The sequence below is a fragment of the Leisingera sp. genome, from assembly GCF_034669605.1.
GTDB lineage: Bacteria > Pseudomonadota > Alphaproteobacteria > Rhodobacterales > Rhodobacteraceae > Leisingera.
The window spans coordinates 1-15023 of record NZ_JAXMOX010000108.1 but is presented as its reverse complement, the minus strand read 5'-3'; the positions used below and the strand labels follow the sequence as shown (position 1 = coordinate 15023).

Genomic DNA, 15023 nt, shown 5'->3' with positions numbered 1-15023 from the left:
GCTCTGCTCGTTCAGGGCGGCGTAGATGTTGACCAGGTTCCGCGCTTCGGGGCGGGCTTCCAGGCCCTCGGCTTCGGACGGCAACCCTTCCGGGTCGGTCTTCGCCTTGCGGATCTTCTTGGCGATGGTGTCGGCATCATCAGTCATGTTGATGCGGCTGGCGTCCGACGGGTCGGACTTTGACATTTTCTTGGAGCCATCGCGCAAGCTCATCACCCGGGTGGCGGCGCCCTCGATCACCGGTTCGGTGATCGGGAAGAAATCGACGCCATAGTCATGGTTGAACTTGGCGGCAATGTCGCGGGTCAGTTCCAAATGCTGTTTCTGATCCTCGCCCACCGGCACGTGGGTGGCGTGGTAGACCAAAATGTCGGCTGCCATCAGCGACGGATAGGCCAGCAGGCCAAGCGAGGCGTTTTGCGCGTTCTTGCCGGCCTTGTCCTTGAACTGGGTCATCCGCTGCATCCAGCCCATGCGGGCGACGCAGTTGAAGATCCAGGCCAGCTGCGCGTGCTCGGGTACCTGGGACTGGTTTATCAGGATGGATTTCTCGGGATCCAGGCCAGCAGCCAGGAAACCTGCACAGAGTTCACGGGTGGATTTCCGCAGATCGGCAGGATCCTGCCAGACGGTGATCGCATGCAGGTCGACCATGCAATAGATGGTCTCCACATCATTGGCCTGCCAGTCGACGAACCGCTTCAAGGCACCAAGATAATTGCCCAGGTGCAGGTTGCCGGAGGGCTGAATCCCCGAAAAGACGCGCGGGGTGAATGTGGTTTCGCTCATCTAGGCGTAACTCCCGTCTGGAAATAGCAACCCCGGTGGCTTACCCATGAGGCTTGGATAGGTCAACAGGCGCGGGGGATTCCGCGCCGCAAGGAGCCAGGATGAGCAACCAGCCCCCAAATACCCCCGCCAACCGGGCCCCGGTCAACCCGCTGCCCGCCGCCGTGGTGGCACTGGTGCTGATTGTCATCGCGATCGAAGCGGTGTTCTCGCTCGGCGCCCGCGGGATCCTGGGCGGGCCGGAGGCGATCGGCTGGCGGCTGGAGGCAATCCAGTCCTATGCGTTTTCCAGCGAGATCTTCTGGTGGATGCAGGATAGCGGGCGCTGGCTGCCGGAGCATCTGCTGCGCTTTGTATCGTACCCCTTTGTGCACGGCGCCTTCACCCATGCGCTGTTTGTCTGTGTCTTTGTGCTGGCAATGGGCAAAATGGTGGGCGAGGTGATGGGCGATCTGGCGATGGTGATCATTTTTGTGTTGTCCGGTGCAGGCGGCGCGCTGGGCTATGCGCTTCTGGTCAGCGGAGGCCAGCCATTGATCGGCGGTTTCCCGGCGGTTTACGGGCTTATCGGGGCATTTACCTTTCTGCTGTGGCGCTCGCTGGCCTCGGTCGGTGCTCAGCAGAGCCGGGCGTTTTCACTGATAGCTTTCCTGATGGGGGCACAGCTGCTGTTTGGATTGCTGTTTGGCGGGCAAAAGGACTGGGTCGCGGATCTGGCAGGCTTTGCCACCGGATTCGGGCTGTCGTTTTTCCTGGCACCGGGGGGCTGGGCGCGTATCCGCAACCGTATTCGCCACGATTGAACCCGGGGCGCTCCCGCCGGCTGTCACAGCCTCTGACGGGGCAATTCCAGCCGGCGACCCCCGCAGCGGGTGCGAGGGGTCAGACCTGCTTGCGGCGGCTGAAAGCAGTCCGGAATTCGGACAGGCGGAAGGCGCCAAGGGCCTGGCCGGCGGCAAAATAGACCGTGCCGCCCAGTGCCACCAGGCCAAGCAGGGACAAGTAGCGCCAGTAATCCAGCGTAAACAACCAGCCCGCTGCCGAGGTGACGGTATAAAGCACCGCGCCCATTGCGGCTGAGGCAACCACGATGCGCCAGGCGCGGGTAAGGAAGCGGGCATCAAAACGGGCCTCTTCCCCCATCCGGCGGGCACCGATCGCCAACAGCGCCACCATCGCCCAGCCTGCGGCAGAGGCGGCAATTGCGGGGGCAATCCAGCCCAGGACAGGTTTCAGGCCAAAGGCCAGCGCGGCGTTCACTGCCATCGCCACCAGCGCATAGCGGAATGGAGTCTTGGTATCCTCGCGGGCAAAGTAAAGCGGCTGCAGCACCTTTTGCAGCATAAAGGCCGGCAGGCCTGCGCCATAGATGGCGACCGCAATGGCAATGGCCGCCACATCTTCGGGGCCGGTCGCGCCGCGCTCATACAGGACCGAGACCAGCGGCACGGGCACGGTGATAAAGGCGACGGCGGAAGGCACTGCCAGCAGCAGCGAGAATTCTCCTGCGCGCGACAACGCGTCTTGTGAACCGGTGCTGTCCCCGGCCCGAAGACGGCGCGACAGGGCAGGCAGCAGCACGATGCCGACAGCAATACCGACAACGCCCAATGGCAGTTGGTACAGCCGGTCGGCGATGAACAGCCAGCTGGCCGCTTTTTCGATATCAGAGGCCACGTATTGCCCGACAACCAGGTTGATCTGAGTGACCCCCATGGCCAGCGCAGCCGGCACGGCGACGCGGACCAGGTTGCGCATCTCGAAGTTCCAGCGGGGCAGGCCGGGGCGCAGGACAATGCCTGCACGCGCCGCGGCCGCCCAAACCAGGGCCAGCTGGGCGACACCTGCAACCGGGATTGTCCAGACCAGCCACAGGACGACATCGCCGCCCAGCAGGGCGCCGGCAGCCATGGCCGCACAGGCAAATATGTTGAGGAGGACCGGTGCGGCGGCGGCGGCGGCAAAGCGGCCGGTGGCATTCAGAACCCCGGAAAACAATGCGGCCAGCGACATGAACAGGATATAGGGAAAGACGATGTAGCCGTAGCCCACCGCCATGCCGAAACGGGCATCGCCCACAAACCCGCCTGCCGTCAGCCAGACCAGCCCCGGCATGAACACCATGCCCAGCCCCACCAGGGCCAGCACCGCAGCGGCCAATAGATTGAACGCCTGCTGCGCGTAGTGCCTGGCATCCTCACCGGCCTCGTAGCGCTTGGAAAAGGCTGGCACAAAGGCCGCGTTGAAGGCACCTTCTGCAAAGAAGCGGCGGAACATGTTGGGCAGGCGGAAAGCCACGATGAAGGCGTCCAGCACCGGACCGGGGCCGATAAAGGCGGCAATCAGGATCTCGCGGGCAAAGCCCAGAACACGGCTGGCCAATGTCCAGAACCCGACGGTCAGGAACCCCGATAGCAATTTGATCGGTTTCATGTATCCGCCCGTTTTGCACCTTCGGCGATGGCCTCGCGCAGTTTCTTTTCCAGCGTCCGCTGCTTGGAGTCTGCGTAATATTTCAAGCCGAACATGTCCTTGACATAAAAGGCATCCACCACCTGCTCGCCGTAGGTCGCAATCACCGCATTGGCGATATAGACATTGGCCGACGCCAGCGCCCGGGCCAGATCATACAGCAGCCCGGGGCGGTCGCGCGTATCCACCTCGATGATGGTGTAGATCTCCGAGCCGTCGTTGTCGAAGGTGATATGGGTTGGCACCTTGAAGGCGCGCTCCCGTTTCTTGATCTTGTCGCGGGATTTCAAAGCGTCGCGGGTGATCACTTCGCCCTTCAGGGTCTTCTCAAGCATCTGCTTAAGCCGGTGCAGGCGCATCGGATCGAAGGGGTGGCCTTCGCTGTCCTGAATCCAGAAGGCGTCGGTCACGTATCCGTCCTTGGTGGTGTAGGAGCGCGCATCCACCACATTGGCCCCGACCAGTGCCAGTGCACCGGCAATACGGGCAAAAATGCCTGGGTGATCCTCCATCACGAAACAGGCGCGGGTCGCGTCGCGGTCGACATCCGGGTAAAGCCGGATCATCACCTCGCTTGGATCGCCCTTGGCGGTGTAATCGCGCAGCATCTCGGCGAAATCCACATGGGCGGTGATGTGCAGCCCGTGCCAGTAGGGCGGGTAATGCCGGGCCGTTTCGGTTTTGAGTTCGGCTTTGGACCAATCCTTCAGCGCCTCGCGCAGGGCCTTCTTGGCCGACGCCCCGCGGTGTTCGCGGTTCAGCGCCTCCATGCCGCCTTCGAGCGCTGCGCGGGTCTGACCGTAAAGCGCCCGCAACAGGGCGGCTTTCCAGTTGTTCCAGGTGTTCGGGCCTACGCCGCGGATGTCACAAACGGTCAGCAGCAGCAGCAGGTCCAGCCGTTTGACTGTTTGCACAGCCTTGGCGAAATCGCGCACGGTGCGCGGATCGGCAATGTCGCGTTTCTGCGCCATGTCGGACATCAGCAGGTGATAGCGCACCAGCCATTCCACGGTTTCGCATTCAGACGGTTTCAGCCCCAGCCTGGGGGCCACCTTGCGGGCGATCTGGGCGCCGAGGATCGAGTGATCCTGTTCACGGCCCTTGCCAATGTCATGCAGCAGCATCGCCACCATCAGCACCTTGCGGTTCAACCCCTTGCGCAGCACGCCCGAGGACAGCGGCAGCTCGTCTTCCAGCTCGCCGCGTTCGATGGCGGCGAAATTGGCGATCACCTGGATCGTGTGTTCGTCCACCGTGTAGGAGTGGTACATGTTGAACTGCATCATTGCCACGATCGGCTCGAACTCGGGCAGGAAGGCCGACAGCACCCCCAGTTCATTCATCCGCCGCAGCGCGCGCTCCGGATTGCCGTGCTTGAGCAGCAGGTCGAGGAAGATGCGCTGGGCTTCCTTGTCGTTGCGCATGCCGTCATCAATCAGACGCAGATTGGCCGTGACCAGCCGCATGGCATCGGGGTGGATCAGCATACCGGTGCGCAGGGCTTCCTCGAAAATCCGCAGCAAATTCACCCGGTCGGCCAGAAATGCTTCCGGATCCTGCACATCCAGCCGGTTGTGCACCACTTTGTAGCCGGGCTTGATCCGCGGGCGCCTGCGGAAGATGCGTTCCAGCAGCGGCGCGCCTTTTTGCTGACTGGCCTCCAGCTTGGTCAGGAAAATCCGGGTCAGGTCGCCGACTCGTGTGGCATGGCGGAAATACTCCTGCATGAAGATCTCCACCCCGCGGCGGCCGGCCTTGTCCTTGTATCCCATGCGGCTGGCCACCTCGACCTGCAAGTCGAAGGTCAGCTGCTCAGTGGCGCGGCCGGTGGCAAGATGCAGATGCGAGCGCACCGCCCAGAGAAAAGTCGCGGCTTTGGCAAACCGCTCCAGTTCAGCGGGGCGGAACAGGCCCAGCGTCACCAGGTCTTCTGCGTCTTGCACCTGGTAAAGGTACTTGGCGATCCAGAACAGCGATTGCAGATCGCGCAAGCCCCCTTTGCCTTCCTTTACATTGGGCTCAACCATATACCGCTGGCCCTGCTTCAGATGGCGGGCGTCGCGCTCGGCCAGTTTGGCTTCAATGAAGTCAGAGGCGTCCTGCGAAAACAGTTCCGCCTTCAGCCGCTTTTCCAGCTCCCTTGCCAGCGGCACGTGGCCGGCCAGGAACCGGTGCTCCAGCATTGCGGTGCGGATCGTGTAATCCTCGCCGCCCAGCCGGATGCAGTCCTTGATTGTTCGGCTGGAATGGCCGACCTTCAGCCGCAGATCCCACAGGATGTAGAGCATAGATTCGATTACGCTCTCGGCCCAGGCGGTGATCTTGTAGGGTGTCAGAAACAGCAGATCGACGTCCGAGGCAGGGGCCATTTCCCCCCGGCCATAACCGCCAACCGCGATTACCGCGATGCGCTCGCCCCGGGTCGGGTTAGCCAGCGGGTGAAGCAATTCACCCGCGACATACAATGCCGTGGTCACCAGACCGTCGGTCAGGAATGTGTAGGACCGGGTCAGGTCCCGGGCCGCAAAGGGGTTCGCGGCAAAGGCTTCGGCAATCACTGCACGGCCGGCCTTGTTTGCCGCCTTCAGAACCTTCACCGTTTCCCCGCGCAGATCCGCAGCAGTGGTGTCCTCTGCCATGGTTCTGATCCGGGCCCGGACCGCCGCGGCATCAAAGATGTCCGCAGGATCGCAGATCAACGGGCCTTGCGGTTCGGGAAAGCCGTCGGCGGCGTACTGCGCGAGGCCGGCAGCGGGTTCAGAATCCGGCGCCGGTGAAGCTGCTTGGGGCAGGGTCAATGATCACGACCTTCTGTTCTTGGATGGTAGCGACCGCCAGGCCGCGCTCATTGGTGCCGTCCGGGCGCAGGCGGAAAATGCCGCCGGCACCCTGAAAACCGGCGCCTTGAGTCAGAGCCGCCCCGGTCAAAGCGTCGGATTTTCCGGCAGCCACAAGTGCGCCGATTGCGGCAATCCCGTCATAGGCCAGGCTGCCGATCGAATGCGGCGATCCGCCATAGTTCGCCTGGTAGCGGGCGCTGAATTGCTGAACCTTGCCCTGGTCGGGCATTGCGAACCAGCCGCCCTGCACACCGGGCAGAGCCAGCGTTTGGGCTGGAATATCCCAGCGGGTCAGCCCGATATACTGCTTTTCTGCCGGATCCACACCGGCTTCGGGCAGCAGCTGGGCCAGCAGCGGCAGGGCGCCGGCTGTGGTCGAGGTCAGAAACACCGCATCTGCCTGGCGGGATTGATTGCGGATCGCCGGAATGGCGTTGATCACGCCCTGCTGGGACAGCTCATAGCCGACGCTGCCTGCAATATTGGCACCGGTCTGGCTGGCCGCGCGCTGAATGGCAGTGCGGCCAGCCAGGCCGGCAGCATCATTGCCGCCGACAATCAGGATGTTCTGCTTGCCGTTGCGGGCGGCAAAGCGGGTCAGCCGCCGTGCGGTATTGTCAAAGGTAGGCCCCAGGATAAAGACGTTGCCGCCGGCAATTGCTGGGTTGTTTGAAAAGGCCAGCACGTTGACGCCGCGCTGGCGGGCGGCGATGCCCGCTGCATTTGCGGCTTCGGCGTACACCGGACCCAGAATGACACGGGCGCCGTCCTGCAGCGCCTGCTGCGCAGCACCCGAAGCCACTTCGGGTCCGCCCGCCGTGTCATAGACCCGGAGATCAATCTGCACGCCTTGCAAATCGGCAATCGCCATGCGGGCAGCGTTTTCCAGGCTTTGCGCCAGCACTCTGTCGCCCTGCTGGGCTGATCCGCGTGGCACCAGCAGCGCCACCGGCACCGGTTTTGACGTGTTGATTGTCGGACCTGTGCTGAGGGAAACCGGGTCACAGGCTGTCAGGGCAAGTGCGGAAAGTGCCGCGGCGGCTGTCAGTGCCGCCTTGCGGGCGCGTTTGAAAACAGCAAACATAATGGCTTGAAACTCCGTTCTCCCGGCGCGGCTGCACCGTGTGGGTTTAAGGGCGGATCATAAACGACCAAAAAGGCGGGTCCAGCGTTGAATCACCAGAATGTCATATTGTCCCCGGGGCTTTACTTTGTTGCCACGCCCATTGGCACTGCCCGCGACATTACCCTGCGTGCGCTGGATGTGCTGGCCTCGGCCGATGTGCTTGCAGCTGAGGATACACGCTCGCTGCGCAAACTGATGGAGATTCACGGTGTTCCCTTAAACGGGCGGCGGATCATTGCTTACCACGACCACAGCGGTGCAGGCGCCCGCGCCAAACTGCTGGAAGCGGTGGCGGAGGGGAAATCTGTTGCCTATGCGTCGGAGGCCGGGATGCCGCTGATTGCCGATCCGGGATTTGACCTCAGCCGTGCTGCGGCGGAGGCCGGGCATACGGTCACCTGCGCCCCCGGCGCCTCGGCGGCGGCAACCGCGCTGACGCTGGCAGGGCTGCCTACGGATGCGTTTTTCTTTGCAGGTTTCCTGCCTAATGCCTCCGGCGCGCGGCGCAAGCGGCTGGAGGAACTGCGGGACATCCCCGGCACGCTGATCTTTTATGAATCACCGAAACGTATTGCCGCCTCGGTTGCCGACATGGCCGCGGTGCTGGGCAACCGCTCCGCCGCGCTGTGCCGCGAGCTGACCAAGAAGTTTGAGGAAGTGCGCCGCGCCCCGCTTGCCGGGTTGGCTGCGGGGCTGGAGGAAAAACCAGTCAAGGGCGAGATCGTGCTGCTGGTTGACCGGGCGCAACAGGCCGAGGTGAGCGAGGGGGATCTGGAAAGCGACCTGCAAGCGGCACTTCAGGGCAATTCAGTCAAGGATGCCGCCGGCATTGTTGCCGAAATGCACGGTCTGCCGCGGCGCAAGATCTACCAGCTGGCGCTGCAGCTGGCCAAGGGCGGCTGAGACATGACCCGCGCCCGCCAGCATCGCGGTGCCCGCGCCCATCTGGCCGGAGAGGCGGCGGAAGAGATTGTCGCACGCCACTACGAGAATCGTGGTTACACCGTTGCGGAACGCCGCTGGCGCGGGGCAGGCGGCGAAATCGACCTGATTCTGCGCGGGCCGGACGAGCTGATTTTTGTGGAGGTGAAACACAGCTCAACCAGCGCCGCTGCCGCCCTGCGCATCACGCCCCGGCAGGCGGAACGCATTTATGCCAGCGCCGGGCAATACCTGGAGAACGAGCCGCAGGGCCAGCTGACGCCGGTGCGGTTCGACGCGGCGCTGGTCAACGGCACTGGAGCGGTGGAGATTATCGAAAACGCTTTCGGCTTTGACTGATCCGCAGCTGCCCCATTGAACCCCGGGGCGGGGTGGGCCATGTATTCGGCCAGTTTACAAGGGATACTGCCATGAAAATCGCCTTTCAGATGGACCCGGTCATGGGCGTGGACATCAACGCCGACAGCAGCTTCCGCCTGGCTGAAGAAGCGCAGGCGCGCGGGCATGAGCTGTTCTACTATGCCCCTGATCAGCTGGCCTATCAGGAAGGCCGCATCACCGCGCGCGGCCACGATATGACGGTGCAGCGGGTGGCAAATGCCCCGGCAGTGCTCGGTCCGGAGCGCGAGGTGGATCTGGCGGAGTTTGATGTGGTCTGGCTTCGGCAGGACCCTCCGTTCGATATGCACTACATCACCTCGACCCACTTGCTGGACATGCTGAAGGACCAGGCGCTGGTGGTGAATGATCCGTTCTGGGTGCGCAATTATCCGGAAAAACTGCTGGTTCTGACCTTCCCGGACCTGACCCCGCCGACCACCATTGCCCGCGATCTGCAAACCATCAAGGCGTTCAAGGAAAAGCATGGCGATGTGATCCTTAAGCCGCTCTATGGCAACGGCGGTGCCGGCGTGTTCCGGCTGGATGCCAATGACCGCAACCTCACTTCGCTGCACGAGCTGTTCACCGGTTTCAGCCGCGAGCCGCTGATTGTGCAGAAGTTCCTGCCGGATGTCAGCAACGGCGACAAACGGGTGATTCTGGTTGACGGCGAACCTGTCGGCGCCATCAATCGCGTGCCGGCTGCGGGCGAGACGCGCTCCAACATGCATGTGGGCGGACGGCCCGAGAAAACCGGGCTGAGCGAGCGGGATCTGGAAATCTGCGCCGCCATCGGACCGTTGCTGCGCGAAAAGGGCCAGATCTTTGTCGGCATCGACGTGATCGGCGACTACCTGACCGAGATCAACGTGACCTCTCCCACCGGGATTCAGGAGCTGGAGCGCTTCGACGGGGTGAACATCGCCGAAAAGGTCTGGCAGGCGATCGAAGCCAAGATCAGCTGATGAGCTGGCAGCGCCGGGCCATAAACGCATGGATGCGTTATGGCATGAAACCGGTGCTGCAGTGCACCAGCAGTCCGGAGTTGGCGCGCAAAAGTTTCGAGCTTGCGGCGCCGCTGTTCTGCCCGGCGCTGCCCTTTACCCGGCTGCTGAGGCGGCCAGCGCCAGTGCCGTTGTACCTGCTGTCCGCCGGCAGGACGCGGAACCGGCAGATTATCCTTTTCCTGCATGGCGGTGCCTATCTGGCAGGCAGCGCCCGCGCTTATCAGGGCATGCTGTCGCGTCTGTCTTGTGCCGCTGGCGTGGAGGTTGCCGTGCCCGACTACCGGCTGTTGCAAGAGGCACCGTTTCCGGCTGCTTTCGAGGATGCGCTGGCGGCCTGGCGGTATTTGCGCAGCACGGGTTATGGAGCTGACGGTATCCTGCTTGCAGGCGACAGCGCCGGCGGCGGGCTGGCGCTGGCGCTGCTTGCAGGCCTTCTCGCCGAGGGGGAACGGCCCGCGGGGCTTATTGCGCTGTCGCCTTGGTGCGATCTGACGCTGAGCGGGGCAAGCATCGAGGCCAACCGCTTCAGGGATGTGATCATTCCTGCCGGACGGATGAAGGAAGCCGTTGATCAGTATCTGGCAGGTGCAGATCCGGCAGATGTCCGGGCCTCGCCTTTGTTCGCAGAGTTCGCAAACCCGCCGCCGGTGCTGATTCAGGCCGGGGATACCGAGGTGTTGCTGTCGGATGCGCAGCGTATGGCGCAGCGTCTGGAGGAGGCAGGCGGCGCGGTGCGGCTGAGCCTTTGGCCGGATGTGCCGCACGTCTGGCAATTCATGGCTGGACATCTGCCGGAGGGGCAGGCCGCATTGGATGAAGCTGCCGCCTTTGCCATATCCGCTTTCGACGGCGGCTTACCGGGATGGGGGCAGCCTGAAACTTAGCGCTTCGGCGAAATGCCGGCGTTGCACCTGGTCCTCGCGGGCCAGGTCGGCAATGGTGCGGGCAACGCGCAGTACCCGGTGGTATCCGCGGGCGCTGAGGCCAAACCGTTCGGCAGCACGGAGCAATAGATCACGGCTTTCGGCATCCGGCGCCGCAATTTCCTCCAGCACAGCGCCTTCGGCATCCGCGTTCTGGCGCAAGCCAGGGTGGCCGCGGAACCGCTCTGTCTGCGTTTCCCGGGCAACCGCGACCCTTTGCGCCACCTGGGCCGAGCCCTCGGCGCCGGGCGGTAATTCCAGATCGGACACATCCACCGGCGGCACGTCCAAATGCAGGTCGAACCGGTCCAGCAGCGGGCCGGAAATCCGCCCCAGATAGTCTGCTCCGCACATTGGTGCCCGCGAACAGGCGCGGTTGGCATCAGCCAGATAACCGCATTTGCAGGGATTGGCCGCAGCGACCAGCATGAAACGGCTGGGGTATTTCACGTGTGCGTTGGCGCGCGCCACCATCACCTCTCCGGATTCCAGCGGCTGGCGCAGCGTTTCCAGCACGGGACGGCCGAACTCAGGCAGCTCATCCAGAAACAGCACCCCATTATGCGCCAGGCTGATTTCCCCCGGCTGCGCCCGCCGTCCGCCACCGGCAATCGCGGCCATGGAGGCGGTGTGATGCGGTTCGCGGAAAGGGCGGGCGCGGCTGATGCCGCCTGCATCAATCAGGCCGCACAAGGAATGGATCATCGAGGTTTCCAATGCCTCGGCCGGTGACAGCGGCGGCAGAATCGAAGGCAGCCGCGCCGCCAGCATCGATTTGCCGGACCCGGGCGGCCCGATCATCAGCATGTGGTGACGCCCCGCGGCAGCAATCTCCAGCGCTCTTTTGGCTTGTTCCTGGCCCTTGACGTCGCGCAGGTCCTTGCCGCCCAGCCCGCTGACGGCCTCGCCCGGGGCGGAGGGTTCAATGCGCCGCTGGCCGGTGAAGTGCTGTACCACTTCGGTCAGCGTGGCGGCACCGATCACCTGTGCTGCATCGACCCAGGCGGCCTCGGGGCCGGATGGTTTCGGGCAGAGCAGCATCCGCCCTTCCTCTGCTGCGGTGACGGCCGCGGGCAGCGCACCCGCGACAGGCATCAGCTGGCCGTCCAGCGACAGTTCGCCCAGCGCGATGGTCTCCTCGGCCTTTTCCGCTGGTAGGATTCCAATTGCCGCCAGCAGAGCCAGCGCAATCGGCAGATCGAAATGACTGCCTTCCTTGGGCAGGTCAGCGGGTGACAGGTTGACGGTGATCCGGCGGGAGGGCAGGGCGATGGACATCGCCGCAAAGGCAGCACGCACCCGTTCCCGGGCCTCGGACACCGCTTTGTCCGGCAATCCGACGACGGAAAACGCCGGCAGGCCGGGCGCGACGGCGCATTGCACCTCGACCAAGCGGGCCTCAACCCCCTGAAAGGCAACTGTGTAGGACCGTGCTGTCATTTCTCCCCGCCCCTTCTGGTTCAGGGAGAAAGGCTTGGTGTTCGTGGTTTCCGAGTCGTTAACGTTTGGGGTGCCATCGGGCGAATTCACGCAGAATTCGCGCTGGCGGCCGGTTCAATCCAGAGACCAAGGCCGCCGCGGCAGATCCCGCGCATAAGGTTCCGGATCGTAGCTGACCTCATGTGCCTGTTCTTGCCAGCGCAGAACGGCCGGATCGGACAGCAGCAGCTTGCAATAGGCGTGCGTTGCGGCAGAGACCGGCAGCCCGTAGCCGATGATGCGTGCGGCAACCGGTGTATAGAACACCTCCGCCAGCGAATACTCTCCGAACAGATAACCGTCTGCCAGGCCGGAAACGTTGCGTGCATGGGCGAACAGCGTTTCAATTCGGTCCAGGTCCGCCTGAACGGCGCCGGAGGTCTCAAACTCTTGGTAGATATGTGCCAGCTGCATCGGGCATTCGCCGCGCAGCGCGCCAAAGCCCGCGACCATTTCGGCCGCCAGCCAGCGAGCGGCGGCTCGCTGTGCCGGATCCGCGGGCCAAAGCCCGGCGTCCGGGTTCTGTTCGGCCAGCGTCTCGGCTATCGCCAGGCTTTCGCCTACAACTGTGCCCTCTGGTGTGCGCAGCGCGGGCACCAGCCGGGCCGGGGCCAGATGCGCCATTTCTTCCGCCATGGTTCCTGAGTACAACCCCACCAGATGCACCGTATGGGGAAGAGCAAATTTTTCGAGCATGAGCCAGCCGCGCAATGACCAGCTGGAGAACATGCGGTCGCCGATATAGATTTCATAAGCCATGAGGTAAGGCTACTGCGTGCATTATCATTCTGAAATGGAATGTTTGTGATGCATTGAATCACGGAAGGTGATTTATGGCGCCTGTCTTCCAGCCATCACGGCCCACAGCGACATCGGTGACCGACAGGTTGTCGATCCGATGGCTGAAGGCCTCTGCGGAAGTCAGTAACTCTGCCCGCTGTATCTGGGTCAGTATTTGCCCGAAATGCCCCACGACGATCAAGTCGCGGCCCTGATTCGCGTTGATCAGCCCGTCAACCGCCGCATTCACCCGGTCACAGACCTGATGCCAGCTTTCGCCGCCCGGCGGGGTCACGTCGCCCGGCGTTTCCCAATAGGCCCGGATCCGGTCCGGGTCCTCGGCGTCCACCTCGGCCCAGGTTCTCAGCTCCCAAGCGCCGAAATGGATTTCACGCAACGCCGCGACATGGGGGAGGCGCTGACGGCTGCCCTGGATCGCACTAGCTGTATCAACTGCGCGCGACAGGTCGGAGGAGACGATTAATGCGTCAGCCGGCAGGTAATCCGACAGTCGTTTCAGCGCGGAGGTGTCGGACAGGTCTGCCGGCAGATCCGACCAGCCGACCATGCATTTGGCGTGTGTGGGCCCGTGCCGCACCAGGAACAACCGGGTGGTCATAACGCCCCCTTCAGCAGCAGCGGCAGCCCGGCGGTCACCTGCACAACCGTATCTGCACGCGTTGCCAGTGCGATATTGAGCCGCCCCTGCGCCTCGCGGAAACGGCGGGCCAGTTTATTCTCGGGCACAATCCCTAGGCCGGTTTCGTTGGAAACCACTACCAGGTCTGCACGGCAGCGGCCGATTGCTGCCAGCAGGTTTTCCTGTGCAAGATTCAGGTCATTCCCGGCCAGCAGATGGTTGGTCAGCCACATGGTGGCGCAGTCCATCAGGCAAATTTGTTTTGCGGTCAGCGCATCCAGAACCCGGCTGGCTGTTTCCGGTTCTTCGACAGTTGTCCACCCCGAACCCCTTTGCATGAGATGGCGGGACACTTTCTCGCGCATTTCGCTGTCAAAAATTTGTGCAGTCGCCCAGTAAAACCTGTCTTTTCCAGTGTTTGTACAGATCTGTTCGGCAAAGGCCGACTTTCCAGAGGCCGCCCCCCCTAGAATAAAAGTTACATTTGCAGGCATTTTTTGCTAACCTGTAAGAACGAAGCCGTTCCTGTGGGTAAACGCAGGGCCCGGTTAAGACAAGAGACCGCAGTATCCCGGGGTTCCACTTATTAAGGCCGGGAAAGTCTGCGCAGGGGCCAAAAACCATTTTTCTTTTCCATTTTTTGGCCTGTGGATATGGCAAAAGTCGTATCCAGTGCGCTGCTGCTGCCGGCCTATAGAAGACCCGGGCTCAACTTTGTTCCATATGCGTCCCCAGGCATCGGTGGTTTGTTAATTAGTTTCCGGGGGGAAATAAAATGGCACTAGATTCCACAATCGAAAACCCATTGCCGCGGCAGGCGATGAAGGCAGAGCTTTTGGATGCTGAAACCGAGCGGCGTCTGGCTTACGCATGGCGCGATGACCGCGATGTAAAGTCGCTGCACCGGCTCATCAACGCTTACATGCGCCTGGCAATTTCCATGGCGGCCAAGTTCAAGCGCTACGGGGCGCCGATGAACGATCTGATACAGGAGGCGGGTCTGGGGCTGATGAAGGCCGCCGACAAATTTGATCCGGACCGGGGGGTTCGGTTTTCGACCTATGCGGTCTGGTGGATCAAAGCGTCGATTCAGGACTATGTCATGCGCAACTGGTCGATGGTGCGCACCGGTTCCACGTCGTCACAGAAATCGCTGTTTTTCAACATGCGCCGGGTGCAGGCGCAACTGGAGCGCGAGGCCCGTTCGTCGGGCGCGCGGCTGGACCGGCATCAGCTGCATCAGAAGATTGCGACTGAAATCGGGGTGCCGCTGCGCGATGTTGAGATGATGGAGGGGCGCCTGTCCGGTGCCGACTTTTCGCTCAATGCGGTGCAGTCCAGCGATGAGGAAGGCCGCGAGTGGATAGACGCACTGGAAGATGACACGTCTCAGGCTGATGAGCTGGTCCAGGAGCGGCACGACCGCCGCCAGCTGCGCAAATGGCTGGTTTCTGCGCTGCAGGCGCTGAATGACCGTGAGCGCTTCATCATCACCGAACGCAAGCTGCGCGAACGCCCGCGCACCTTGGAAAGCCTGGGAACCGAACTGGGGCTCTCCAAGGAACGGGTCCGCCAGCTGGAGGCCGGGGCGTTCCAGAAAATGCGCAAAAGCCTTGAGGGCCAGTCGCGCGAGGTGCACAGACT

At 62.8% G+C, this 15023-nt stretch carries 14 protein-coding genes; 6 read left to right on the top strand and 8 right to left on the bottom strand.

Translation table 11 applies throughout. The features are described 5' to 3' along the window. A partial coding sequence (gene trpS / locus VOI29_RS14225) for a tryptophan--tRNA ligase (RefSeq protein ID WP_323779847.1) occupies positions 1–789 on the bottom strand: 789 nt, incomplete at its 3' end. Between the two features lie 101 nt (positions 790–890). Here trpS and VOI29_RS14220 point away from each other — a divergent pair. Then, the gene (locus VOI29_RS14220) at positions 891–1592 is read left to right on the top strand and encodes a rhomboid family intramembrane serine protease (protein WP_323779844.1); all 702 of its coding nucleotides are present in this window, start codon (positions 891–893) and stop codon (positions 1590–1592) included. A gap of 79 nt (positions 1593–1671) precedes the next feature. Here VOI29_RS14220 and murJ read toward each other — a convergent pair whose 3' ends face one another. The 3 genes from murJ to VOI29_RS14205 are packed head-to-tail and all read right to left on the bottom strand — an operon-like array spanning position 1672 to position 7185. Then, on the bottom strand, positions 1672–3222 hold the full coding sequence (murJ, locus tag VOI29_RS14215) for a murein biosynthesis integral membrane protein MurJ (RefSeq protein ID WP_323779841.1): 1551 nt from the start codon (positions 3220–3222) through the stop codon (positions 1672–1674). Beyond that, positions 3219–6059, bottom strand: a complete 2841-nt coding sequence (locus VOI29_RS14210; protein ID WP_416361531.1) for a [protein-PII] uridylyltransferase — start codon at positions 6057–6059, stop codon at positions 3219–3221. The genes murJ and VOI29_RS14210 overlap by 4 nt, the downstream gene beginning before the upstream one ends. Then, entirely contained in the window at positions 6019–7185 is a 1167-nt protein-coding gene (locus VOI29_RS14205) for a penicillin-binding protein activator (RefSeq protein WP_323779839.1), read from the bottom strand. The genes VOI29_RS14210 and VOI29_RS14205 overlap by 41 nt, the downstream gene beginning before the upstream one ends. Positions 7186–7272: 87 nt before the next feature. Here VOI29_RS14205 and rsmI point away from each other — a divergent pair, with 87 nt between their 5' ends. The 4 genes from rsmI to VOI29_RS14185 all read left to right on the top strand — a co-directional run bounded on the left by rsmI (position 7273) and on the right by VOI29_RS14185 (position 10441). Beyond that, positions 7273–8130, top strand: a complete 858-nt coding sequence (rsmI, locus tag VOI29_RS14200) for a 16S rRNA (cytidine(1402)-2'-O)-methyltransferase (protein WP_323779836.1) — start codon at positions 7273–7275, stop codon at positions 8128–8130. Between the two features lie 3 nt (positions 8131–8133). Next, positions 8134–8508, top strand: coding sequence for a YraN family protein (locus tag VOI29_RS14195; RefSeq protein WP_323779833.1), 375 nt, complete (start codon positions 8134–8136; stop codon positions 8506–8508). A gap of 71 nt (positions 8509–8579) precedes the next feature. Continuing rightward, a complete protein-coding gene (gene gshB, locus VOI29_RS14190) occupies positions 8580–9515 on the top strand; it encodes a glutathione synthase (protein WP_323779830.1) in 936 nt (311 codons plus the stop codon). Continuing rightward, entirely contained in the window at positions 9515–10441 is a 927-nt protein-coding gene (locus VOI29_RS14185) for an alpha/beta hydrolase fold domain-containing protein (protein ID WP_323779828.1), read from the top strand. The genes gshB and VOI29_RS14185 overlap by 1 nt, the downstream gene beginning before the upstream one ends. On the opposite strand, the gene VOI29_RS14180 is transcribed toward VOI29_RS14185, so the two are convergent. The 4 genes from VOI29_RS14180 to cobU all read right to left on the bottom strand — a co-directional run bounded on the left by VOI29_RS14180 (position 10412) and on the right by cobU (position 13873). After that, positions 10412–11920, bottom strand: a complete 1509-nt coding sequence (locus VOI29_RS14180) for a YifB family Mg chelatase-like AAA ATPase (protein WP_323779825.1) — start codon at positions 11918–11920, stop codon at positions 10412–10414. The two genes, VOI29_RS14185 and VOI29_RS14180, sit on opposite strands and share 30 nt — an antisense overlap. Before the next feature lie 114 nt (positions 11921–12034). Beyond that, a complete protein-coding gene (locus VOI29_RS14175; RefSeq protein WP_323779822.1) occupies positions 12035–12718 on the bottom strand; it encodes a glutathione S-transferase in 684 nt (227 codons plus the stop codon). Between the two features lie 58 nt (positions 12719–12776). Then, positions 12777–13358 (bottom strand): histidine phosphatase family protein, encoded by a 582-nt coding sequence (locus VOI29_RS14170; RefSeq protein ID WP_323779819.1) that lies wholly within the window; start codon positions 13356–13358, stop codon positions 12777–12779. Continuing rightward, positions 13355–13873 (bottom strand): bifunctional adenosylcobinamide kinase/adenosylcobinamide-phosphate guanylyltransferase, encoded by a 519-nt coding sequence (cobU, locus tag VOI29_RS14165; protein WP_323779817.1) that lies wholly within the window; start codon positions 13871–13873, stop codon positions 13355–13357. The genes VOI29_RS14170 and cobU overlap by 4 nt, the downstream gene beginning before the upstream one ends. A 281-nt stretch (positions 13874–14154) precedes the next feature. On the opposite strand from cobU, the gene VOI29_RS14160 reads away from it, so the two are divergent. Continuing rightward, the coding region (locus VOI29_RS14160; protein WP_323779814.1) for an RNA polymerase factor sigma-32 at positions 14155–15023 on the top strand (869 nt) is incomplete at its 3' end.